Here is a 22,913-nt window from a genome sequence, read left to right as displayed (position 1 = left end):
TGAAAATCCCCCGCCTTTTTGCAAAGAACGGGGGATTTTTTATTTCCGGCATAGGGCGGGGAATCCATCCCTGGATGATCACCCTGAAACAAGGATCACAGTATGAGTCAGCATCCCCTTCGCACATTGATCGAGACCTGTGACGCCGCCATCTCCCGGCGCGACTTCGACGCCCTGATGGCCTTCTACGCCGAGGACGCCGCCCTGGTTATCAAACCCGGCATGGTGGTGCGCGGCATCCCCGCCATTCGCCGCGCCTTCACCGCCATCTCCGATTACTTTGACGGCCAGCTTGAGGTGACCCAGGGGGCCATGGAGGTGATAGAGGGGGCCGACAACGCCCTGGTGATCATGGAGACCCGGCTGCGCTACCCAGACGGGCAAGGCGGCCTGGTGGACGAGACTCGCCGCGCCACCTATGTGTTTCGCAAGGAAGCCGATGGGCAGTGGCGCTGTACCATAGATAACTCCTATGGCACTGCGCTGTTGGTGGCAGTCCCATAACCCCTGCGGCTCAACGTCGCCACAGCTGGCTGGATCCTTGGTCCGCTCGCGCCCATAGCTAGCCCTTGGATCGGGGCTCCGGCTCGCTCTCCAGGTTAGTCGCCGTGGCGCACGGGTTGATCTTGTTGGGGCATTTGGTTACCGTTACCGCTCTTCTGATCCCAAGAGTACTTCCTCCGATGCGCATTTAACCTGTCCGCACCCCGCTTTTGATTCCTCTCCCGCCTGGGAGTTCGGGTGCGTCTTACCGTGACAGGTTGATGCTGATTCCTCTGCTGTTTTCCCATTCGTGGACACGCGTCCCTGTCATTTGGCTTGGCTCTTGGCCTGCGGCTCTCGCACTGGCCCACAGGAGTTCAGATGACCCATATCGCATGTCATATCAATGCCTTGCAGCTGCCCTTCGGCGCCTGCACTGTGCCCCTTACCTTCACTTTGCCCACTGCGGGCTGCACCCTGATCGGCCCTAACGGCATCGGCAAGAGCCTGCTGCTCGAATTGCTGGCGGGCCAGCGCCGCCCCGCTGCGGGCAAGATCGAGTGGCTGACCCCCATCAGCTGGTTGTCCCAGTTTGCACCCCTTCAAGATCATGACGGCGCAGCCAGCGTGGCCGACGTTATCGGCTGGGGCGAGCCGCTGCGGGCCCTTGAGCGCATTGAGCAGGGGAGCTGCGCCCTAGACGATTTTGAGTTGCTGAGTGATCGCTGGAACCTGCGCAGCGATCTTGCCGACCTGCTGGCAGAGGCGGGCCTCAGACTCGATGTCCATGCCCCGGTCAGCGCCCTGAGCGGTGGCCAGCTCACCCGCTTGCGCCTGCTGGCACTGTTTGCCAGGCCAGATCACTTCCTGCTGCTCGATGAGCCGGACAACCACCTGGATGCCAGTGGCATCGAGTGGCTGAGCCAGCGATTGGCCAGCCACAGTGGTGGCTATCTGCTGGTGAGTCACGACCGGCGCCTGCTCAATCAGACCAGACAGATTCTGGAGCTGAGCGAGCAGGGGCTGCAGAGCTCTCACCTGTCGTTTGAGGCATTTTTGGCGCAGCAGGCCGAACTGCAGGCTGCTCGCAGCGCCCGGCTGGCGCAGGCGGAGCGCAGTGAAAAGGCGGCGGCGCGCAGCTTGCAAAAGGTGCGTGAGCAGGCGGCCAAGCGGGCCAGTCAGGGGCGGCGAGAGCGCGGCTCCCAGGCCAGGATCCTGCTCGATTTCAAAGCGGATCAGGCGGGCAAATCCCTTGGCAAGGTGCTGGATCGCCACGAGCGGGGCCACAGTGCGCAGATGGAGGCTCGCGCCGAAGCCGCGGCCGCGCTGGCGGCGGTGCAGCCGCTGATCATGCAGTGGCCGGCGGGAAGCGAGTGCAAGGGGGCGGCCCAGCCGCTGGTGATCACGGCTGCGTGCCACAGGCGTTGGCACGATCAGCAGGTAGACCTGGTGTTGCAACGGGGCGAACGCTGTTTGCTGGCCGGTCGCAACGGCAGCGGCAAGTCGAGCCTGCTGCAGATGCTGCGCGGGGAGCTGGTGCCTGATGCGGGCAGCTTTCGCATCAATGGCCGGCTGGCCTGCCTTGATCAGGGACTCAGCCTGATTGTGCGAGACCTCAGCCCGCTGGCCAACCTGCTGGCGGTTGCACCGACTCTTTCCGAGAGCGACGCAAGAACCCGACTGGCGGGCATAGCGCTGCGCGGTGATCGCGCCCTGATGCCCTGCCATGGTCTGAGCGGTGGCGAGCGGCTAAAGCTGGGTCTGCTGATGGTGCTGGCGCAACTGCCCGACCTGCTGCTGCTGGACGAACCGGACAACCACCTGGATCACCCTTCGCGCCAGTTGCTTATTCAGGTGTTGGCCGACTACCCGGGCACCCTGCTGCTAGTCTCCCACGATCCCGACTTTGTGGCCGGGGTGGGGATTGGGCGGGAGTTTTGGTTGGAGGAGGGGAGCTAAGTTGTGAGCCAGCCGAGTAATGGCTGGCTCAGAAAGGTGGATGTCCCAGATTGTATGTCGAGTAAGGCCACGCAGATTTGGGATCCGGTCGTGGCGAACGGCGGTCTGCTATCTCGGTCGTTGGTAGCTGTCGGGTAAAGGTGTCGGCTACTTTGTCGTGGGTTGCCCTCTGGGGCGCCGTCGACTAGCCAAATGGCCGCCAATAAAAATCCCCCTTGATGGGGGATTTTTATTGCTCGGGTTGGGCGCCAGCGTGACCGACTTGTTGGGCCCTGGGCGCTACCCGTTTGCCCATTACAGATCCATCAGGCCCCGGTTTCGGGCGGGGTATGCTCGGGGGCGCCGCTCAGCAGATCCTGCCCCTGGTCCTGACTTAGCACCAGATAGCGTTCGTACTGGCGCAAGACGTCGGCGCTCAGCTCGTCCCGGGTCAGGTACTGGATGTCGTAGCCGGCGCGGCCGTCGGCGAAGAAGGTGATGGGCTCGAAGATGCGGGCCTCGGGGTCGTGGTTGTGGGTCGCCTCCAGGGGGTTGAAGGCGGGGGCGGGGCGGGCCTCGATACGTACCCCGTAGCAGAAGTCTCGCCGTCCCTCCTGAGGCACCAGCAGGTGGCACTGATCCGCATCCTGCTCGACCCGGCTGGTGAGCCCGCGGGCCTCGAACTCCCGGCAAAGAGCCGTCAGTGCAGGCAGCGCTGTCTCCCTCAGGAAGCGGCGGGCGTCCGCCTCGGTGGAGGGGCTCAGCAGGTGATCCATGCGGGTGCGCCACTGCTTGCCGTTCCAGAAGTCGGTGGCGGGGGAGAGGCGCCTGGCCGAGTGCTCCTTGTCCGCGATGAGGCCGCGCACCAGACCGAGGCAGAGCAGCACCATGATGAAGGCGAACGGCAGGGCGGCGATAAGCGTCATGGATTGCAGGGCCGCCAGCCCCCCCGTGCTCATCAGGGTGCCCGCGGTGACACCGAGCAGCAGGGCCCAGAACAGGCGCTGCCAGATGGGGGAGCCCTCCTTGCCCTGGGTGGCGATGTTGTCGATGACGAAGGCCCCCGAGTCGGCGGAGGTGACGAAGAAGACGCTGATGAGGATCACCGCCAGCGCCGAGGTGATGTCGGCCCCAGGCAGCAGATCGAAGAAGTTGAACAGCAGGGTGTCTATGTTGCCGACCGAGTCGATCAGGGTCTGGCCCCCCGCCTGCTGGCTGGCCCAGATGGCCGCGTTGCCGAACACCGTCATCCATAGCAGGTTGAAGGCGGTGGGCACGAACAGCACCCCCAGGATGAACTCGCGCAGGGTGCGCCCGCGGGAGATGCGGGCGATGAAGAGGCCGACGAAGGGGGACCAGGAGATCCACCAGGCCCAGTAGAGCAGGGTCCAGTTGCCAAACCAGCCCGCCTGGCGGGTCTCGCTGTAGGTGAAGGTGCGGAAGGTAAGCTGGCTCAAGGAGGAGACATAGTTGCCTATGTTCTCTGACAGGGCCCCCAGCAGGTACTGGGTGGGGCCGGCCACCAGCACGAACAGCAACAGGACTATGGCGAGAAACAGGTTCAGCTCGGAGAGGCGCTTGACCCCCTTGTCGAGCCCGGTGACCGCCGACAGACCGGCCAGGGCGATGACGACCCCGATGAGGCCAAAGCGGAACAGCTCCCCCGAGGTGTCCATCCCGGTGAGCCGGGTGATCCCCGCCGACAGTTGCAAGACCCCGTAACCGAGCGTGGTGGCGATGCCGAAGATGGTGCCCACCAGGGCGAAGACGTCCACCGCGTGACCGAGCGGCCCGTGGATCTTCTCCTTGAAGATGGGGTAGAGGCCTGAGCGTATGGTCAGCGGCAGGTTGTAGCGAAAGCCGAAGTAGGCCAGCACCAGGCCGACGATGGCGTAGATGGCCCAGGCGTGAAAGCCCCAGTGGAAGAAGGTGGTGACCATGGCCTCGCGGGCGGCCACCGGGGTCAGGGGCGTCGCCTGGGGCGGGGAGACGAAGTGGGTCATGGGCTCGCCCACCCCGAAATACATGAGCCCTATCCCCATGCCGGCGGCAAACAGCATGGCGAGCCAGGAGGTGAAGCTGAACTCGGGCCTGGCGTCGTCCGGCCCGAGCCGGATGTTGCCGTAGCTGCTGAAGGCCAGCACCAGCAGCAGGATCAGGAACATGCCGACCACCAGCACATAGAACCAGCTGAAGTGCTCGGCGATCCAGCTCTGGCCGCTGCCGAAGAAGCGGGCGGCCGCCTCCGGCGCCAGGGAGCAGACGGCCAGCAGCCCCAGGATAAAGAGCAGGCCGGGAATGAAGATGGGGAGCGACAGTGTGCATCTGGGAGGGCGAGGAGCGTTCATGGGGCACCTTTGGGTAGAGGGACTCAAGACACTATAGGGCCATTGTTCGCAAAAGAGACTAAAAGAGCGGGCATTCTGGTCACTCCCCCCCCAGGTGCGCCCGTTCCCGTCTCTGGTGGAACACAGGGGGGCAGCTTGGTTGTCTTCAAACGGGGCGACTATAGTGCAACCTGAAAGGAGAGGGGCGCTGAGCCTTGTCCCTTTGTCGCCAGAACCACAATCAAATCAACAACGAGGGTTTGCCAGATGAAATTCATTGCCATCCTGATGACGGTATTTTTGTTCGGTATGGGGACTGCCCACAGCGCGGCGCAGCAGGAGTGCGAGGCGCAGGCCGCGGCGAAGAAGCTGGCGGGCGCCGCCAAGACCAGCTTCGTGGGCAAGTGCGTCAAGAATGCCTCGGCCAACGGTAAGGCAGCCCAGTGTGAAAAAGCTGCCGCCGACAAGAAGCTGGCGGGGGCAGCCAAGAACAGCTTTATCCAGAAGTGCGTGAAGACGGACGCCGCCACCGACAAGGCGGCTCAGTGCGAGAAGGCAGCGGCCGACAAGAAGCTTGCCGGGGCGGCCAAGAACAGCTTCGTGCAAAAGTGTGTCAAGACCACCTGAGCCTTTTGATTAAATTAATATTCATTAAAAAACAATTGCTTGCTTGTTTTCTGTTGGCTTTTTTTCAGGTTTTTTCAATTTTTGGGAAATCTTTTCTCCCCTGGGCCGGTTCTATTGGACGTAACCGGATGACATCCGCCGGAGACACCACTCTAGACAACAAGGAATATGGATATGAACGTGAAAAAGAGTACTGCCATCGCCTCTGCCATGACGGGTCTGCTGGCGCTGGGCGCCCAATTTATCGCGGCACCAGCCATGGCTGCCGATGAAAAGGAGAAGTGCTACGGCGTGGTCAAGGCCAGCAAAAATGACTGTGCGACCAAGAGCAGCTCCTGCGCGGTTCTGCCCAAGGAAGATGCTCAGGGTGATGCCTTTGTGGTGATGCCCAAAGGGCTGTGCGAGAAGCTGGTCGGCGGTTCGCTGCAACCCAAGTAGACATCGGGCAGGGGATGGCCAACGGGCCGCTCCCCTGCATCTTCTCTGGTTGGCGAAAGCGAGTCTTGCGATGAACCCTTTGATTGGCATAGGATTACGCACTCCCCATTACGAAGAACGAGATCCGGCGAACCCTGCCGGCAGCCGGTTGGCTGGAGGTGCACAGTGAAAATTACTTCGAACGGCACAGCCGGGGTTTTTCAGGTGCTCGCCGAACTGGCGCAGCACTACCCCGTCAGCCTGCACGGCGTTGGCATGTCCCTCGGTTCTGCCGACCCGCTCGATCCGCACCATCTGCAGCAGTTGTCGACACTGGCCGCGCCATCAAACCGGTACGCATCTCGGAACATCTCAGCTGGGGCAGCATTGGCGGGCGCCACTTCAACGATCTGCTGCCAGTCCCTTATACCCGCGCCTCCTGCTCAACATGAGCGACAAGAATCCATGCAGGTACAGGAGACCCTGGGTTGCCGCATGTTGATTGAAAATCCCTCCTCCTACCTGCAACTGCCGGGGGAGATGAGCGAGTGGGAATTTCTGGCCGAGCTGCAGCAGCGCAGCGACTGCGCCATCCTGCTCGACCTCAACAATCTCTATGTCAGTGCCTTCAATCACGGTTTCTCTGCGATGAGTATCTGGCTGCGATCGACCTCGCCACCGTCGGGGGAGATGCCACTGGCCGGTTATACCGAGAAGCAGCTGCCGGAAGGCTCTCTCTATATCGACACCCACAGCGCCTGTGGTCGCACGGTTGTTGGAACTCTATCGCCAAATCTGCCGCAAGCAGGCCATTCCGACCCTGATTGAGTGGGACCTCGAATGCCGCCGCTGCCGGTCTTGCTGGCAGAGGCGGCGCAGGCCGGCGCCATTCTGGATGAGGAGTGCGCCATGAGTGTCGCCACGGGAGGTGGCCCATGGCTGAACTGGCACAGCTGCAACAGCACTTTGCCGAGGGTCTGCTGGGGGCGCCTGACGCCATTTCCCCTCACATCAGCCTGGGCGCTTTTCTGCCGAGTCCGTGCTGCAGGTCTATCGCAACAACGTCATCCTCGGCCTCACCGAGGTGCTCGCCAGCAGCTACCCCGCCGTCGCGGCCATGGTCGGGGATGACTTTTGCAGCGGCGGCCCGTGGCTCGTGCTGGCCGAGCCCCTGCAGAAAGGGAGCGTCATGCACTATGGGGAGGGCTTTGGCCAATGGTTGGCCCGCTTGCCAACTACAACCGGACTGCCCTGGCTGGAGGAGCTGGCTCAGTTCGAATGGCTGCTGGAGCGCGCCAGTCTGGCGCCGCTGGAGACGCTGGCCAGCCGAGCGTCTGGCCGCATTATCGCCGCAACAATGGGAGCGGTGCTGCACTCTTTGCCAGCCACGGATCTGCTGCTGGTTGCCAGCGATTATCCGGTACTAGCCCTGTGGCAGATGGCACTGCACTGTGGTGAAGCTGTGGAGGTGCTTGATGCCCCCGTCTGGCTGGCATTGAAGAAACAGCCGGATTGCCGGGTTGCCCCTGCCCCTGACGGCGGGTGAGTGGGCGCTGCTACAGGGATGTCTCGCTGGTACGGCGCTGGTTGAGCTGCTTGCGGCCGACCCTGCGGCCAGTGAACATCTCACTCGCCTGATAATCCTTGGTCTGCTGGTGGACATGGAGGTAATGCCATGATGGCAAACAAATGGTTGGCGCTGGCCAGCTCGAGTGGTGATTTGCCGCGCTGGAGGTGCAGCTGGCGCCCTGCTGCTGCTGGCCAGACTCTGGGTCGCCGCCGTCTTCCTGCGATCCGGCTGGCTCAAGTTCACGGCCTGGGATTCCACCCTCTACCTGTTCGAGTTCGAGTATCAGGTGCCCCTGCTGCCCTGGCAGTGGGCGGCCTACGCGGGCACCGCGACCGAGCTGCTGCTGCCGCTCTTCCTGCTGGCGGGACTCTTCACCCGCCCGGTCGCCTTGCTGCTGTTTGGCTTCAACGCCATGGCGGTCATCTCCTATCCCACCCTGTGGGCGGCGGGCTTCCACGATCACCAGCTGTGGGGCTGGATGCTGCTGACCCTGGCGGTGTGGGGCGCAGGCCCCCTGTCATTGGATCACTGGCGCCTTGCCAGGGGACGCAGCGGCCATTAACGTGGCTGTCAGATGAAGGGGCCTGCGGGCCCCTTCTTGTCATGCCACCCGAGGAGAAAAAGATGATGGTTCGCGAGGCCCTGGCCGCCGATATTCCCGCCCTGGTGCGTCTTCGCATGGCGCTGTTTGGTGAACTGGGGGAGCTCGATGACCCGCAGGCGAGCGATGCGCTGTGGCAGGCGACCCAATCCTATTTCAGCGCGGCACAGGCGGATGGCAGCGCCCGATCCTGGCTGGTGGAGGTCGAGGGAGAAGCGGTGGCGTGCGGCACCCTGGCCCTCTTCGTGCGCCCACCCTATCCGGGCAACCTGTCGGGGCGCGAGGCCTATCTGCTCAACATGTATACACTGCCGGCCTGGCGCAAGCGGGGCATGGCGAGCGCCCTGCTCGATGCCATGGCAGCCCATGCCCGGGAACAGCGACTGGGCAAGCTGTGGCTGCACGCCAGCGAGCAGGGGCGTCCGCTCTACGAGCGACTCGGTTTTGTTTCCAATCCGGCCTGCCTGGAGTGGTGTCCCGCCCCCTGAACTAGCCGCAGTGATCCTCGGCAGATTCTTTTACGTACTGGCAGCCCTTGGCGGCCTAGTCGCTTTTCTATACACTGCGCGCCCCCCATGACCCAAGGTCATCTGACCACTCTTATTGGGACTTGCGGGGCCGATACAGTCAGTGGGGGAGGCTGTGGTGCCGATCCGGATCGTCAACGAGGTAGGAGTGTCATGTTCAATCACAAACTCAAGGCGCAGTTGCAGGCCTGTCAGGCCCGGCTAGATGAAGAGCAGGGCTTCGCCCAGGGGATCAAGAGCGGTGCCGCGACCATCATCTTCAGTCCGGACGGGGAGATCCTGGAGGTCAGCGACCCCTTCCTGAGCCTGATGGGATATGGCGCTGGCGAGCTGCTTGGGCGTCACCACAGCCTGCTCTGCCCTAAGGGCTGGACCGGCTCCACCGACTATCAGCAGTTCTGGAGCCGCCTGCGCCAGGGTCAGCCCCAGTCTGGCATCTTCCAGCGGGTCAACCAGAAGGGCGAGACCCGCTGGCTGGAGGCGAGCTATTTCCCGGTGAAGCAACAGGGGCGAGTGGTCCCAGGTGGTCAAGATGGCCAGCGATGTTACCGAGCATCACCAGCGCCTGCTGAGTCAGGAGGCGATCTCCCAGGCGCTGGATCGCTCCCTCGCCATGATAGAGTTCACCCCGACGGGGAGATAGTGACGCCAATGCCAATTTCCTCGAGTTGCATGGGTTACTCCCTTTCGCAGCTCAAGGGGCAGCATCACAGGCTGTTTTGCGATGAGGCCTTCTATCGCGAGCAGCCCCACTTCTGGGACGAGTTGGCCCACGGCCAGTTCAAATCCGGGCTGTTCATGCGCCGTGACAGCCATGGCAATGCCATCTGGCTGGAGGCTACCTACAACCCGGTCAGGGACGAGAGCGGCAAGGTGGTCAAGGTGATCAAGTTCGCCAGTGACATGACGAGCGGGTGACCAAGAGTCATGCCAGTGAGCGAGGCGGCCCAGGTGGCCCAGCCACGGCGCAGGAGACCACCCGCTTTGCCGAGGCCGGGTCTGAACTGCTGGCGGCATGGTTGCCTCTTCCCTTGTCAGTGAGCAGGTGACGCCATCCGGCCTGATTGGTCAGCTCAACGAGCAGTCCAAGAGCATCGAAGCCATCGTCTCCACCATCAGCAGCATCGCCGACCAGACCAACCTGCTGGCCCTTAACGCGGCCATCGAGGCGGCCCGGGCCGGCGATCAGGGGCGCGGGTTTGCGGTGGTGGCCGACGAGGTACGCCAGCTGGCTGCGCGCACCTCCCTCTCCACCGGCGAGATAGCCAAGGTGGTTCAGAAGAACCGCGAGCTGACGGCCAGGGTGACCGGCAACATCAATGAGGTGGCCACCAGCGCCCAGCGTGGCAAGGAGCAGATCGGCGAGGTGAGTGGCGTGATGGCGACATCCACCAGGAAGCCATCAATGTGACCGAGACAGTCTCCAATCTCCATCGGACTCCTGACGGTTCTGGTTATTGAGGCACACCACGATGATAATCCCATCGGTGCTTGCTTATTGAGCACTTGATATGCCAATCTGAACCCCTCCTGTATGACCCCGACCATTGTGAATTGTGGCTCTTCTGGCCCCTTGTTTAGGCTGCCGCCTCATTTTCTATTGAGCAGGAACAAAACAATGGCATTACAACAAGGGGCGGGCAATGGCCCTGCTGGTTACGGTAGCGAGCATGGGGCTCAGCGGTTGCATGGGGCAGATGGGCCTCTCCTCCATGGTGACCAAGGGCAACCTCAGCGTGGTGGACAATCGCTACGGCCGTGCCGGTGTCTTCGTGCTGCTCTCCCCCGTCTATGGCCTGGCGGCGACGGCGGATCTGTTCGTGTTCAACACCATCGAATTCTGGTCGGGCAAGAACCCCATCACCGGCAAGTCGCCGGCCCTGGTGGATCACAAGGCCGATGCGGTGATCAAGGTCAACCAGCATCTGGATCCGGCCCTCAACAAGGTGCCGCTCGCCATGCTGCCGCAAGGGGTGCGCGAGTTGAAGGTGAGCTACCCGGACGAGCGCACGGCCCAGATGGAGCACTACATCGACGGTCATCGCGGCATGATGCGTGGCGAGAAGCGTGGCGAGTTGATGGATATCTACTTCGATGGCCGCTTTGTCTCTACCCTGAGCCGCGCAGAGCTGGAAGAGCGGGCGAATCAGGGGAAGGCTGCAGCCTAAATTCAACTGAATCAGAAAGCTGTTCCAGCTTCAGATGGGGTATACCTAAGCTGCTGGCAAAATCGCCATGCATGTCTAAGGGAGCAGGCTATGACGGTGACCGGATTGCGGTTGGCTGAATTGATTGGTTCCCTCAGCCATGCCCTGGACATGACTGAGGGTCAACCACGGGGGCACTGTATCCGCTGTTGCTGGATAGGTGCCCGTCTGGGGGAGCGGCTGGGACTGGATGCCCGGCAGCGCCATGACCTCTATTACACCCTTCTGCTTAAGGATCTGGGGTGCAGCAGCAATGCCGCCCGCATCTGCGAGCTCTATCTCACCGACGATCTTCACTTCAAGCGCGACTTCAAGCTGGTGGATGGCTCCCTCTCCGAGGTGGTCAACTTCGTGCTGGGTCACACCGGCTTGCAGGCGGATCTGCTCGGCCGTTTTCGCAGCCTGTTCCACATCTTTCGCAACGGCGATCAGATAGCCAACGAGCTGATCCAGACCCGTTGTCACCGGGGGGCGGACATAGCTCGCCAGCTGCGCTTCAGTGACGAGGTGGCCAACGGCATCCTCTCCCTCGATGAGCACTGGAATGGCAAGGGGCGGCCGCTGCAACTGGCGGGGGAGGCTATCCCCCTCTTCTCCCGCATCGCCCTGCTCTGTCAGGTGGTGGATGTGTTTCACGCCGCCGCAGGCCCGGATGCGGCGAAGAGGGAGCTGCGCGAGCGCAGCGGCAGCTGGTTTGATCCTGCCCTGGTCGGCGAGTTTGAAGCGCTGGCGGACGAGGATTTCTGGCAGGGGCTGGTGGACCCCAGGCTGACCGAGTGGGTCTTCGACCACCCGGCCGGGCAGGGGGAGGTGGCGCTCGATGAAGATTATCTGGACGAGATAGCCGCGGCCTTCGGTCAGGTGGTGGACTCCAAGAGCCCCTATACCGCGGGCCACAGCGGCAGGGTGGCGCTCTATACCGACATTCTTGCCGCCCAGATGGGGCTGCCTGAATCGAGACGGCGCTGGCTCAAGCGGGGTGCCCTGCTCCACGATGTGGGCAAGCTCGGGGTGAGCAACGCCATCCTCGACAAGCCGGGCAAGCTAGATGCGCAGGAGTGGGCCGCGGTGCAGATGCATGCCGCCTATACCGAGGAGATCCTGGGCCGCATAGGGGCGTTCAGGGAGCTGGCCCAGGTGGCCGGGGCCCATCATGAACGGCTCGATGGCAAGGGCTATCCGAGGGGGCTCAGCGGCGCAGAGATTGCTCTGGAGACACGCATTATCACCACCGCCGATATCTTCGACGCCATCACCGCCAAGCGCCCCTATCGCGACGCCATCCCCGTGCCCCAGGCGCTGGAGATGATGGCCGAGCATCTGGGCAGCGCCATCGATCCCGACTGTTTCGCCGCCCTTCAGGCGGGGATCCGGGACTTCTCCCTCTACCTCAGCCCCGAGCAGCCCTTGGCGCAGGCCAGTTAAGATTTGCTGCCTTCATGGCCCAAGCGGCCAGTAGACGATGACAACGCCCCGCATTGCGGGGCGTTTTGCATTGGGTCTAGTCCGGCTGCTTGCGATGGGGCGGGGTGGGTACATCACCAGCCCCAGCAGGCGGCGCAGGTGGGTGAGCTGCTCGGTCAGCTGGACGTTGAGCCAGAGGTAGCCATTGATGGCCGCCTCTGCGTTGGGCGGCAGCGACACCTGGGTCGCCACCTCGTGCAGGCGGGCGATGGCGGCATCGGCCCCGCGACCGTCGCCGGTTTGCATCATCAGGGCAAGCTGGTTGATCGCCTCCTCGGTGGCCAGATGGCAGGCTTGCAGCGCAGCCGTGCTCTGCATCAGGAAGTGGCTCTGCCAATCGTTCCAGTAGGTGTTGGCCAGCATCTCAAGAGTGCAGAGGGTGTTGCGCATGGTGACCTGCACCGCATCAAACAGGGCGACGCTGTGGCGCGTCTCCTTGGCCGCCGGGGCCAGCAGGGCCCGCAGTTTGCCGGTCTGTGCCAGCAGCTGGGAGAGATTGTGTTTGAGGCGCGGGTCGCTCCAGCACATTGGGGGAGAGGTGGGTGTGGTAGAGCCGCCCCGACTGCTGCAGGATCTGGTGCAGTTGCAGCCGCCAGTGGCTGTAGGCCCGCTGGGGGTAGATGCTGCAAAAGAGCAGCGCCAGCAGGGAGCCCAGGATGACGTCGCCGCTGCGCCAGAGCGCCGTCTCTATGTCTCCCGGCACCCCGCCGACTATGACCCCCAGGGTGATGCCGATGAGCAGCCCCACATAGGGGCGCTTGCCGAGCGCCAGGTAGCCGCACAGGAACATGATGGCGCAGCACCAGACCAGCATTAGCGGCAGGGAGTAGAGCTCCAGATAGAGGGCCACCACACCGCAGGCGGCGCCGAAGATGGTGCCGACCACCCGTTGCAGCGCCCGGGAGAGCACGTTGCCCCAGAACGAGATGGGGCCCATCACCACCACTAGGGTGATGAGGGGCCAGGTGCTCTCCGGCAGCTTGAGCTCCCGGGTCAGCAGGAAGGTGAGGGTGAAGGCCAGGGCGATGCGCAGGCCGTGAACCAGGCGGTAGCGACCATAGATCAGCAGATCGAAGCGGGAGAGCGGCGTGTTCAGGCGCAAGGGAGTCGTCTCATGTCAGGTCACCTGCAAGCAGCCGCTGGCATCCTGGCTGAGGTGGCCGGGCAGGCAAGCCTCCCCCGCCGGATTGGCAATGGCCTCCAGGGCCAGGGCGAGCAGGCGCAGCGGCGGCGACAAAGGGGGCTGGTTGCTTGCATCCCGGGGCAGCCGGGCGCAGACGAAGTCGGCGATGGCGTCCAGATCATTGATGTCGAGTCGGGGCAGGGTGGTCTATGTGGGCTGATCGCTGGCCACGGCGATGATGTCGCGATCAAGCGGGAACAGCAGCAGCTGCGATGGCGGCGCGGTGCAGCTCGATTTTCGGGAAGTGCTCGTGCTTGAACCCTTCGACCAGCAGCAGGTCGAGGCTGCGCTGTCGAAGCTGGCCAGCAGCGCCTCCGAAAATCGGCCTCACCCAGATCGGTCTCAACGATGCGGGCGTGACGACGGCGGGAGGCCACCATCATCTGGCTGGCACCGGCCTTGCGCAGGCGGTGGCTGTCTTTGCCCGGCTGGTCGATGTAGAAGTCGTGGTGGGCGTGCTTGAGCACCCCGAGGCGCAGGCCGCGGCTCACCAGCAGGGGGATGATCTGCTCGAGCAGAGTGGTCTTGCCGGTGCCGCTCCGGCGGCAAAGCCGAGCAGGGGCAGGGTGGGGGCCGGGGTCATGAGGTGGCTCCTTGTCCGGTCGCGGAGTCTGGCAGGCGCGCCTCGTAGGCGGCCAGCTGCGTCCGGGCTGTTGAGATTGATGAAGGCATCCGGCTGGTCGGCGAAGCCGCCCCACCGCCATCTGGTGGCGGGCAAACCAGATATCGATTTTGCGCTCTCCCTCGGCCAGCGCGGCGGGAGGGGAGGGGAGCAAGGATTTGTGCAGCAGGGCCACCACCGGGTTGCAGGTGCTGGCCGTCGTGGGCCACCACCAGCTCGGTCTGCGGCGTCATGGCGGCGCGAAAACGGGCCATCAGATCCCGTGGCAGGGCGGGGCCGTCACAGGGCACGAACAGCACCCAGTCGTGGCGGGCGGCGGCAATTTGGCCGCAGGGTATGCCCAAGCTCACAAAACCGAATCCCCAAACGTCATATGATCCCCTGCAATCTGAGTCTTGCTCTCCTGCCTAATGGCAACATCATGTAAATCAAAGAGAATGACTATGGCTACCGGACAATATCTGCTGTGGAAAGACGCACAGGGAGAGGATTTTCGCCCCGTTGCACTGACAGGCACCGATCTGCTCAACGATCGCAATCTCAACAAGGGCACCGCCTTCACCGAACAGGAGCGGGCCGACTTCGAGCTCGACGGCCTGCTGCCGCCCCAGGTGCAGACCTTCGAAGCCCAGCTGGAGCGGGTCTATCAGGGCTTTTTGAGCGCCTGCAGCGACATCGAGAAGTACCAGAACCTGCGGGCCTTGCAGGATCGCAACGAGACCCTGTTCTACGCCCTGCTGTCGCGCCACGTGGAGGAGATGACCCCCTACATCTATACCCCGACCGTGGGCAAGGCCTGTCAGGAGTTCAGCCACCGCTTCCAGAAGCCGCGCGGTCTCTACATCACCCCGAAGAACGTCGATGACATGGGCTCCCTCGCCCGCCACATGGACGCCAAGGCGGTGCGCATCATAGTGGTCACCGACAGCCAGGGGATCCTCGGCATCGGGGATCAGGGGGTGGGGGGCATGGGCATCCCCATCGGCAAGCTCTCCCTCTATACCCTGGGGGCTGGGATCCATCCCGCTTGCTGTCTGCCCATAGCGCTGGACGTGGGCACCGACAACCAGGCGCTGCTGGACGATCCCATGTACCTGGGTCAGCCCCACAAGCGCATTCGCGGCAAGGAGTACGACGACTTCATCGACAAGTTCGTGGCCGGGGTCAAGCGCCACTTCCCCAACGCCGTCTTGCAGTGGGAGGACTTCAGCAAGTCCAACGCCTTCAACAACCTCTCCCGCTACCAGCAGACGCTGCCCTCGTTCAACGACGACATCCAGGGCACAGGGGCCGTGGTGCTGGCGGGCATCATAGGGGCGGTCAAGTCCAAGGGCGAGACCCTGGGCCAGCAGCACTACCTGGTCTATGGGGCCGGGGCCGGCGGGGTCGGGGTGGCGGATCAGATCTGCGCCGGGATGATCCGCGAGGGGCTGGACCCGCAGGCGGCCCGGGATCGCATCTACATTCTGGATACCCAGGGGCTGGTGTGCGACAACCGCGAGGGGCTGGATGAATACAAGCGCCGCTACGCCAAGCCGGGCCTGTTGCTGGCCGGCTGGGACACCGAGGTGCCCGGCAAGGCCAATCTGGCCGATGTGCTGCGTCATGTGCCCATTACCGTGCTGCTGGGTACCAGCGGCTCGGGCGGTGCCTTCCAGGAAGAGCACATCCAGCTGATGCTGCAGCATTGCGAGCGCCCCATGGTGTTCCCGCTCTCCAACCCGACCGCCAACTGTGAAGCGCTGCCGGAGGATATCTACCGCTGGAGCAAGGGCAAAGCCATCGTCGCCACCGGCAGTCCGTTCAAGGATGTGAGCTACGAGGGGCAGGAGTTCCGGGTCGGGCAGGGCAACAACGTCTTTATCTTCCCCGGTGTAGGTCTGGCGGCCATCGTCAGCCAGCTCCGCGAGATCACACCCGATGTCTTCACCACCGCCGCCTTTGCGCTGGCCGAGTGCGTGAGTGAGGTTGACCTGGCGAAAGGGGCCGTCTATCCGCGCATTCGCGAGCTGCGCAGCATCTCGGTGCATGTGGCGACCGCGGTGCTCAAGGATATCGTGCGCCGGATCCCTCCCACCCGCTGATCGGTCAGGATCTGCAGCAGCATATCCTCAACCACATGTGGGAGCCGGTTTACCTGCCCTATCGTCGGGTATAACCGCGTATTCACCGCCCGGATAACGGGTCGGTAAAGATGACAAGGGGGTAGCGCTGCTACCCCCTTCGTTTACCCCGTGGCATTCACTAAGTTCGCAATGGCCGCCAGCGCCCTTGCTGATTGCGACAGGCGGTATCCTGCCACTGCTGGCTCGCCTTGCCGATATAGAGTTGCTCGCGATAGTCGCGGCACCACTCCCCACTGGGATGGCGGAAGGTGCGTAGCGGGGTGACGCTACCGAGTGACGGTTAGCCGGATTGAACCAGGTGAGGCTTTGCCCTTTGGTGCGGGTTTCCAGCGCCTTGGCAAGGGCCTGATTGGCCAGTTGAACATCTGCCTTATCCATCTGATGGTAAAGCGGCGGGGTGTCGACCGTGGCGCAGCCAGTGAGGCCGAGCAGGAGGAGTGGTAACAGATATCGCATTATGGTTGCCCCTGTTGGCGAAAACCGTTGTTGAGCAGCGCCCGCTCCTGCTCATCGGTAAGCACTTGCTGGCGATCATCGACCGTGCCATCACCCCTGAGCTTGTTGCCGTTGGCATCGACGGCATCCACACCGTTGTCATCGACCGTGCCATCACCTCTTAGCTTGTTGCCGTTGGCATCGACGGCATCCACGCCGTTGTCATCGATGGTGCCATCGCCCCTGAGCTTGTTGCCATTGGCATCGACGGCATCCACACCGTTGTCATCGATGTGCCATCGCCTCTGAGCTTGTTGCCATTGGCATCGACGGCATCCACACCGTTGTCATCGCCATTGCCATCGCCCACCCCCTTGTTGCCATTGGCATCGACCGCATCCATGCCGTTGTCATCACCCATTGCCGCGGCCACCCCCATGGCGTTCTCATCGCCCCCCATCGCTTGTCCACCAGCATGCCGTTCTGTCACCATGCAGCTCTCCGCCGCTGTCATGCTCCGCCGCTGTCCTGCCACCGCCGCTGTGCCATCGCCGCTGCCCCCATCGCTGTCGCTGCCACCGCCGCTGTTGCTGCCACCGCCGCCGCTGTTGCCGCCTCCACCGCTGTCGCCACCACCACTGCTGCCCCCCGCTGCCCTATTGCCGCCGCTTCCGCCGTCACCCCCTTTGTTGTGAACGATCAGCGATTGGCGATATAGCTGTGGCTGCCATCGAGCAGCAGGTTGAAGAGTGCGGTAGTGGGCGGGCTGTCGATCCAGCAGAGTGACTCAACCAGCAGCTCGGCGGGCTGGGCCGCAGGGCCAGATTGCCCGTCACCATGCGTAGGTGCCGGGGCGACACATTATCTGCATGCCGGTAAATAGCGGCAGCACCGCCAGTTGCGGGTTTTCGGTTCGGGTCATGGCGGGTGAGATGGCCACCCAGCCCCGCGTGGTCAGCAGAGGGTGCTCTGCGGTAAAGAACGGGGGCAGATCATTGATCCCGTAGAGTCTCCGCTTGCCCAGGATGACGCGCTCGACCGCCAGGATCCGGTTGACTGCCGCCATGCTGATCCAGCACCTGTTCACCGGCCTGGAGCGTTTCGATGGGGCGGGTGGAGCCATCGGCCATCGTGATGCGGGTGCCGGCGATAAAGCAGGACTTGGCATAGGCCTGATTCATTTGCCACTCATTGTGGGCGAAATCATAACTGAACGGGTTTGCAAACAGGGCGAGTGCGATGGCCGAGCCGATAAGCAATCTGCGCTGGCTGGCCTTGAATGGGGGCTGTGACATGGGGACTCCTTGTCCATCTTGATTCACAGGATCCATTATAGAGCGCCCCCAGGTGGCGGCATTTTTGACCATAAACACAATAAACATGATGGAAAAACGATTGGCGTTCGTCACAATAATGCGTAAAATCGCATACTCGATGCTTGTAGCAACGAATCCCGCCTAAAAAGCCAGTTTCATGCCCTCCCCAAGCAGTGAAAGGTAACGAATGACGCCGAATGGCGCATCTCATGCCTTGAAAAAGTCTTGTGATGACTGAAAAGTGTCAATTATCCCTGTCAGTTATCAAAAAATTAAGGATACCCATGTTTTCCTTGGTCAAGCAAAGCGTCGCCGGGCTGCAAATTCTGTTTGTTGCCTTTGGTGCCATGGTTCTGGTGCCCCTGCTCACCGGATTGAACCCCTCCATGGCCCTGCTTGGCGCCGGTGTAGGCACCCTGCTGTTCCAGCTCTGCACCCGTCGCCAGGTCCCGATCTTCCTCGGCTCCAGCTTCGCCTTCATCGCCCCCATCATCTATGCCACCCAGACCTGGGGCCTGCCCTCCACCATGTTCGGCTTGTTTGCCGCCGGTTTCATGTATTTCATTCTGGCGGCGCTGATCCGGGCAAAAGGGATGGGTTTTGTGCACAAATTGCTGCCCCCGGTGGTGATTGGCCCGGTGATCATGGTGATCGGCCTTCTGTGGCGCAGGTTGCCTGCAACATGGCGATGGGCCGTGCCGGTAGTGAGCAGGTGGTGGCCTGCGGGGACAGCGCTGACCCTGGCGGGGATCTCCCTGGCGGTGACCCTGATCGCGGCCGTGTTCTGCAAGGGCTGGATCAAGCTCATCCCCATCCTCTCCGGCGTCATCGCCGGTTATGTGGCCGCCGTGCTGATGGGTCAGGTGAGTTTCGATGGCATGGTCAACGCCCCCTGGCTGGCGCTGCCCCACTTCGAGACCCCGGAGATCAACTGGGCCGCTGCCCTCTTCATGCTGCCGGTGGCCATAGCCCCCTGCATAGAGCACATAGGTGGCGTGCTGGCCATCGGCGGTGTGACCGGCAAGGACTACACCAAGGATCCCGGCCTGCACCGCACCCTGGCCGGTGACGGCATCGGCGTCTGCTTCGCCGGTTTCATCGGTGGCCCCCCCGTCACCACCTATGCGGAAGTGACAGGTGCCGTGATGATCACCCGCAACTTCAACCCGGTCACCATGACCTGGGCCGCCGTGTTCGCCATCATTCTGGCCTTCTTCGGCAAGTTCAACGCCCTGCTCACCTCCATCCCCATGCCGGTGATGGGCGGCATCATGCTGCTGTTGTTCGGATCCATCGCCGCCATCGGTCTCAAGACCCTGGTGGAGTCCAAGGTGGATCTGGGGCTGGCCCGCAACATCGCCATAGTCGCCGTGACCCTGACGGTCGGCGTCGGCGCGCTGGAGATGAAGATAGGTGACTTCGCCCTGGCCGGTGTCGGCCTGGCCTCGGTGGCCGCTATTCTGCTCAACCTCATCCTGCCCCAGCACTCCGAAGAGGGTGCCATGGAGTCGGCCAAGGACTAAGCGGACTGAGCGACGACCCCTCAGCCACAGCGATGACAGGAGGCCACCCTTGGGTGGCCTCCTGCTTTTGTAGCACCCGGCCGGGAGGGCCTTGATCCCTCGGGGCTCGGCCCGGCGACTACAATCAGTGGCGTTGTTCACAGTCAAGGAGACGAACATGAAGACGAGATGGATCCTGGCCCTGCTTGGGCTTATCTGGGGGGGCGCGGCCCAGGCCGGTGCTGTGCGCTACCAGGTCGACGGTCAGCCCTTCGAAGGATATTACCTGGCCGCTGCCGACAAGCAGGCGCCCCTGGTGGTGCTGGTGCACGACTGGGACGGGCTGACGGATTACGAGGTCAAGCGGGCCGAGATGCTGGTGGCGCTCGGTTACAGCGTGTTCGCGGTGGACTTGTTCGGGGCAGGGGTCAGACCGACCGCCGTGGAAGAGAGGAAGAAGCTCACCGGGGCGCTTTATCAGGACAGGGCCAGGATGCGCAAGCTGTTGCAGGCAGGGCTCGCCGAGGCGGGCAGGCAGGGCGGCCGGCTCGACAATGCGGTGGCGATGGGCTACTGCTTCGGCGGCGCCGCCGTGCTGGAGCTGGCCCGCAGCGGCGCTAGCCTCAAGGGGATCGTCAGCGTCCACGGGGGGCTGGAGACCCCGGCCGGTCAGAACTACGAGCAGACCAGGGCCAGCCTGTTGATCCAGCATGGCAGCGCGGATCAGGCGGTGTCGCTGGGCCAGTTCGCGGCCCTCATCACCGAGCTGGAGAGCGCTGGCATCCGGCATGAGGCGACCAGCTACAGCGGCGCCCCCCATGCCTTCAGCGTCTTTGGCTCGGACAATTACCGCGCCGATGCCGATGCCAAGTCCTGGCGGCGCTTCACCGAGTTTCTCGGCGAGGTGACCAAGGGGTAGGGCAGCCTTAGGCGGCGAAGCGGGATCATGCCACCAATGGCCCCGCGTGGCTGGGCACCACTGCTTGCCGGGTCAGCAGAAGTTCAGTGGCGCTGGTTATACTGACTCGATGAGGTACTTGTATCTGGCCAGCGCCCCCGGGGCACCGGACGGTGAATGCTGATAACGGGTCACAGGGATGGCCTCTGACCCGATTCTGGCGCGGGAGGCCCCCTCAGCCCCCCGCACACGAGACACGAAGGAGTAATGACATGCGTCTATGGACTCATATTCTGGCCGTTCTGCTGCTGGTTGGTTGTGCCAAGGGGGATACCCCCGCCGAGCAACGCAACCACATTCAACAGATGCGCCAGCAGACCCTCTCCACCCTGTATGGTCAGGATGCGGGCACCAGACAGGAGGTGGCAAGATCCAAGGGTTATGCCGTCTTCACCAATGTGAACAACAACCTGCTGGTACTGAGCGCTGGCAGTGGTTATGGGGTGCTTCGTGACAACCGCACCGGTCGCGATACCTACATGAAGATGGCGACCGCCGGCATGGGGATCGGCATGGGGATCAAGAAATTCCAGGCCGTGATCATCTTCAACGATGCCGCCGCCCTGGACAGATTCATTACCACAGGCTTCGATGCCAGCGCCCAGGCGGATCTGGCCGCCAAGTCGGCGGACGATGGCAAGGTGGTGGTCAGCGAGGCGGCCAATGCCGACTTCCAGAAGGTGAAGATGTACCAGCTCACCGAGAAGGGGGTGGCGGTGCAGGCCACCATGCAGGGCTACAAATACTGGCCGGATGACGATCTCAACGGCACCCAATAAGGCCCAGAGATTAATGTTCACTGCGCGGCGCTCATCAGAGCGCCGCGTGCATTTCTGCGGCCTTGAACCTCCCTAGGCGTGCTTGTCCAGCGTCAGCACCCTCACCCACATGGCCCCTTCCCCCACATGTTGGCGGGATGAGAGGCTGAGCTCCCCCGTCTGCGCCGCGATGCGGTGCACGGCCAGGCTGTGGGACTTCTGCCCTGTGGCGATCAGATAGTGGCCGCTGTGGTCGATGGCAAAGCCACGGGGGCAGGATTCGGTCGGGAAGTGGCCCAGCAGGGTCAGGGCGCCGTCCTCCTCGTCGACCCCGAACAGGCTGAGCAGGCTGCTGGCCCGCTCGCTGGTGTAGAGATAACGCCCATCCGGGGTCAGGTGGATGTCGGCCCCCCAGCGCTCTCCCTGATAACCCTCGGGCAGCATGTCCAGGCTCTCCCGCGCGCCGATGCGACCATCCGCCTCCCTGTGGTAGCGGTTGAGGGTGCAGTCGAGCTCGTTCAGGCAGTAGAGATCGCCGTTGGTGGGGTGCAGCGCCAGATGGCGGGGCCCGGCGCCGGCGGCCGTGTGGATGTCACCCAGGGGATGGGGGCTCAGCTGACCATCCTCTCCCAGGGTGAAGCGGCGAATGACATCCTCCTTGAGGCAAGCCACCAGCAGTTCCTGCTCGCCCTGCTCGGTTGTCAACAGGGTCACCGAATGGGCAGCCATCAGCCGGTCGATGCGCTGGTGGGGTGCCAGCACCCGGCCAGCGTCGTCCATGGGCGAGACGCTGACATGGTCGAAGGCGTAGGAGGCGGCAAAGAAGAGGCGCCCGGCCCCATCGGTGCAGCTGTGGGAGGCGCTGCCATAGAGCGGCGCCGAGGAGGGCGCTCCGAGCCGGCCATCCGCGGCTATGGGGTAGCTCAGCACCCGAAAGTCGGGGCGCACCCCCGCATAGAGCCAGTTCTTGTCCGGGCTGATGACCAGGGGCTGCACCTCGCCGCCGGTCTGGACTTGCTGCAGCGGGGCCAGCTCGCCTTCTTCCAGTCGAAACACATGGATCAACCCGCTCACCGGGTTGGCCACATACACCACTTGTTCCATTGCACGCTCCAGAGAAAAAGAGTGCCCCGCGAGGGGCAGGGAGATAAGACATGGTCCCATGGATGGCGCCCGCCATCCACAGCCTCATGGCGCCGCGTCAGGGCCGACTCAGGATCTCGTGTATGACGGGCACCACCGAGAGGGCAAGCAGGGCCGCCATGGCATGGTTGAACCGGCGGCGGGCGAGGGCATTGGTCAGCCAGCGTTTGAGCAGGGTGCCGCACAGGAGCCAGAGCCCGACGCAGGGGAAAGAGACGATGAAGAAGGTCAGGGCTATGGTCAGGTTCTGCTGGTGGAAGTCGGCCCCCGCGCTGGTGAAGGCGGCGATGGCGCCGGTAGCGACCACCCAGGCCTTGGCATTGACCCATTGGAACAGGGCGCCCTTGAGGAACCCCAGGGGGCGGGCAGAGGCGTCTCCCGTCACCTCGTCGGCGGAGCGGGCAATCAGCCAGGCGAGATAGAGCAGATAGAGGGTGCCGACACACTTGATGACGAAGTGCAGGCTGGGGAAGAGGGTGAACAGCTGGCCGAAACCCAGCCCCACCAGCAACAGCATCAGGGTGAAGCCAACGCAGATCCCCATGAGCAGCGGCAGGCTGCGCCTGATCCCGAAGTTGGCGCCGGCGCTCATCACCATGATGTTGTTCGGTCCCGGGGTGACAGATGCCGAGATGGCAAAGAGCACCACGGCGTAGAGATAGTCCATGAGATCCTCGTGGGTGACATTCCGTTGTCTTCCCTATATTGG

General features: G+C 63.2%; 16 protein-coding genes and 8 pseudogenes. 15 read left to right on the top strand and 9 right to left on the bottom strand.

Features of this window, described 5'->3' with window-relative positions:
- The first annotated feature begins 102 nt into the window (after positions 1–102).
- Both ACF2JD_RS06255 and ACF2JD_RS06250 read left to right on the top strand, forming a co-directional pair.
- Positions 103–504, top strand: coding sequence for a YybH family protein (locus tag ACF2JD_RS06255; protein WP_440987020.1), 402 nt, complete (start codon positions 103–105; stop codon positions 502–504).
- 360 nt (positions 505–864) lie between these two features.
- On the top strand, positions 865–2,442 hold the full coding sequence (locus tag ACF2JD_RS06250) for an ATP-binding cassette domain-containing protein (RefSeq protein WP_408780425.1): 1,578 nt from the start codon (positions 865–867) through the stop codon (positions 2,440–2,442).
- Positions 2,443–2,747: 305 nt separating this feature from the next.
- Here the strand turns inward: ACF2JD_RS06250 and ACF2JD_RS06245 are convergent, their stop codons facing one another.
- Positions 2,748–4,769: a BCCT family transporter gene (locus ACF2JD_RS06245; protein WP_303805901.1), complete on the bottom strand. Its 2,022-nt coding sequence runs from the start codon at positions 4,767–4,769 to the stop codon at positions 2,748–2,750.
- 246 nt (positions 4,770–5,015) lie between these two features.
- Between ACF2JD_RS06245 and ACF2JD_RS06240 the strand changes: the two genes are divergently transcribed.
- The 9 genes and pseudogenes from ACF2JD_RS06240 to ACF2JD_RS06195 all read left to right on the top strand — a co-directional run bounded on the left by ACF2JD_RS06240 (position 5,016) and on the right by ACF2JD_RS06195 (position 12,122).
- Complete coding sequence (locus tag ACF2JD_RS06240) at positions 5,016–5,375, top strand: hypothetical protein (RefSeq protein WP_440987019.1); 360 nt, start codon at positions 5,016–5,018, stop codon at positions 5,373–5,375.
- 180 nt (positions 5,376–5,555) lie between these two features.
- Complete coding sequence (locus tag ACF2JD_RS06235; RefSeq protein WP_456305323.1) at positions 5,556–5,813, top strand: BufA1 family periplasmic bufferin-type metallophore; 258 nt, start codon at positions 5,556–5,558, stop codon at positions 5,811–5,813.
- Positions 5,814–5,883: 70 nt separating this feature from the next.
- A pseudogene (gene bufB / locus ACF2JD_RS06230) lies at positions 5,884–6,735 on the top strand (MNIO family bufferin maturase).
- Positions 6,728–7,471 (top strand): annotated as a pseudogene (locus ACF2JD_RS06225) (HvfC/BufC family peptide modification chaperone). Before bufB ends, ACF2JD_RS06225 begins: the two co-directional pseudogenes overlap by 8 nt.
- A gap of 33 nt (positions 7,472–7,504) precedes the next feature.
- Complete coding sequence (locus ACF2JD_RS06220; protein WP_440987017.1) at positions 7,505–7,924, top strand: DoxX family membrane protein; 420 nt, start codon at positions 7,505–7,507, stop codon at positions 7,922–7,924.
- Positions 7,925–7,986: 62 nt separating this feature from the next.
- A complete protein-coding gene (locus tag ACF2JD_RS06215) occupies positions 7,987–8,451 on the top strand; it encodes a GNAT family N-acetyltransferase (protein ID WP_408849557.1) in 465 nt (154 codons plus the stop codon).
- 192 nt (positions 8,452–8,643) lie between these two features.
- Positions 8,644–9,951 (top strand): annotated as a pseudogene (locus ACF2JD_RS22590) (methyl-accepting chemotaxis protein).
- Between the two features lie 182 nt (positions 9,952–10,133).
- Positions 10,134–10,658, top strand: a complete 525-nt coding sequence (locus ACF2JD_RS06200; protein ID WP_440987014.1) for a DUF3332 domain-containing protein — start codon at positions 10,134–10,136, stop codon at positions 10,656–10,658.
- Positions 10,659–10,748: 90 nt separating this feature from the next.
- Positions 10,749–12,122, top strand: coding sequence for an HD domain-containing phosphohydrolase (locus ACF2JD_RS06195; RefSeq protein WP_440987013.1), 1,374 nt, complete (start codon positions 10,749–10,751; stop codon positions 12,120–12,122).
- A 99-nt stretch (positions 12,123–12,221) separates the two neighbouring features.
- On the opposite strand, the pseudogene ACF2JD_RS06190 reads toward ACF2JD_RS06195, so the two are convergent.
- From ACF2JD_RS06190 to ACF2JD_RS06180, 3 pseudogenes are all read right to left on the bottom strand, one after another.
- A pseudogene (locus ACF2JD_RS06190) lies at positions 12,222–13,263 on the bottom strand (FUSC family protein); the annotation flags it as partial.
- Positions 13,264–13,424: 161 nt separating this feature from the next.
- Positions 13,425–13,927 (bottom strand): annotated as a pseudogene (mobB, locus tag ACF2JD_RS06185) (molybdopterin-guanine dinucleotide biosynthesis protein B); the annotation flags it as partial.
- Positions 13,924–14,316 (bottom strand): annotated as a pseudogene (locus tag ACF2JD_RS06180) (NTP transferase domain-containing protein). The pseudogenes mobB and ACF2JD_RS06180, both read right to left, overlap by 4 nt.
- A gap of 93 nt (positions 14,317–14,409) precedes the next feature.
- Here ACF2JD_RS06180 and ACF2JD_RS06175 point away from each other — a divergent pair.
- A pseudogene (locus tag ACF2JD_RS06175) lies at positions 14,410–16,124 on the top strand (NAD-dependent malic enzyme).
- A gap of 86 nt (positions 16,125–16,210) precedes the next feature.
- Here ACF2JD_RS06175 and ACF2JD_RS06170 read toward each other — a convergent pair.
- The 3 genes and pseudogenes from ACF2JD_RS06170 to ACF2JD_RS06160 all read right to left on the bottom strand — a co-directional run bounded on the left by ACF2JD_RS06170 (position 16,211) and on the right by ACF2JD_RS06160 (position 17,822).
- Positions 16,211–16,551 (bottom strand): annotated as a pseudogene (locus ACF2JD_RS06170) (RT0821/Lpp0805 family surface protein).
- On the bottom strand, positions 16,548–16,805 hold the full coding sequence (locus ACF2JD_RS06165; RefSeq protein WP_440987012.1) for a hypothetical protein: 258 nt from the start codon (positions 16,803–16,805) through the stop codon (positions 16,548–16,550). Before ACF2JD_RS06165 ends, ACF2JD_RS06170 begins: the two are co-directional and overlap by 4 nt.
- Positions 16,806–17,519: 714 nt before the next feature.
- Complete coding sequence (locus ACF2JD_RS06160; RefSeq protein WP_440987011.1) at positions 17,520–17,822, bottom strand: hypothetical protein; 303 nt, start codon at positions 17,820–17,822, stop codon at positions 17,520–17,522.
- A 305-nt stretch (positions 17,823–18,127) separates the two neighbouring features.
- Here ACF2JD_RS06160 and ACF2JD_RS06155 point away from each other — a divergent pair, with 305 nt between their 5' ends.
- The 3 genes from ACF2JD_RS06155 to ACF2JD_RS06145 all read left to right on the top strand — a co-directional run bounded on the left by ACF2JD_RS06155 (position 18,128) and on the right by ACF2JD_RS06145 (position 21,082).
- Positions 18,128–19,366 (top strand): solute carrier family 23 protein, encoded by a 1,239-nt coding sequence (locus tag ACF2JD_RS06155; RefSeq protein ID WP_440987010.1) that lies wholly within the window; start codon positions 18,128–18,130, stop codon positions 19,364–19,366.
- 157 nt (positions 19,367–19,523) lie between these two features.
- Positions 19,524–20,264, top strand: a complete 741-nt coding sequence (locus ACF2JD_RS06150) for a dienelactone hydrolase family protein (protein ID WP_139744226.1) — start codon at positions 19,524–19,526, stop codon at positions 20,262–20,264.
- A gap of 251 nt (positions 20,265–20,515) precedes the next feature.
- The gene (locus ACF2JD_RS06145; RefSeq protein ID WP_005328842.1) at positions 20,516–21,082 is read left to right on the top strand and encodes a lipid-binding SYLF domain-containing protein; all 567 of its coding nucleotides are present in this window, start codon (positions 20,516–20,518) and stop codon (positions 21,080–21,082) included.
- A 72-nt stretch (positions 21,083–21,154) separates the two neighbouring features.
- On the opposite strand, the gene pgl is transcribed toward ACF2JD_RS06145, so the two are convergent.
- Positions 21,155–22,165 carry a 6-phosphogluconolactonase gene (pgl, locus tag ACF2JD_RS06140; protein ID WP_440987009.1) on the bottom strand — a complete coding sequence of 337 codons (1,011 nt, stop codon included), beginning with the start codon at positions 22,163–22,165 and terminating at the stop codon, positions 21,155–21,157.
- A 97-nt stretch (positions 22,166–22,262) separates the two neighbouring features.
- Positions 22,263–22,871, bottom strand: a complete 609-nt coding sequence (locus ACF2JD_RS06135) for a LysE family transporter (RefSeq protein WP_440987008.1) — start codon at positions 22,869–22,871, stop codon at positions 22,263–22,265.
- Between the last annotated feature and the right edge of the window lie 42 nt (positions 22,872–22,913).

The sequence above is a fragment of the Aeromonas ichthyocola genome (assembly GCF_046087985.1).
In the GTDB taxonomy this organism is placed as follows: Bacteria; Pseudomonadota; Gammaproteobacteria; order Enterobacterales; family Aeromonadaceae; genus Aeromonas; species Aeromonas rivipollensis.
The sequence above is the reverse complement of the archived record's forward strand: the minus strand, read 5'-3'. Positions and strand labels throughout refer to the sequence as shown.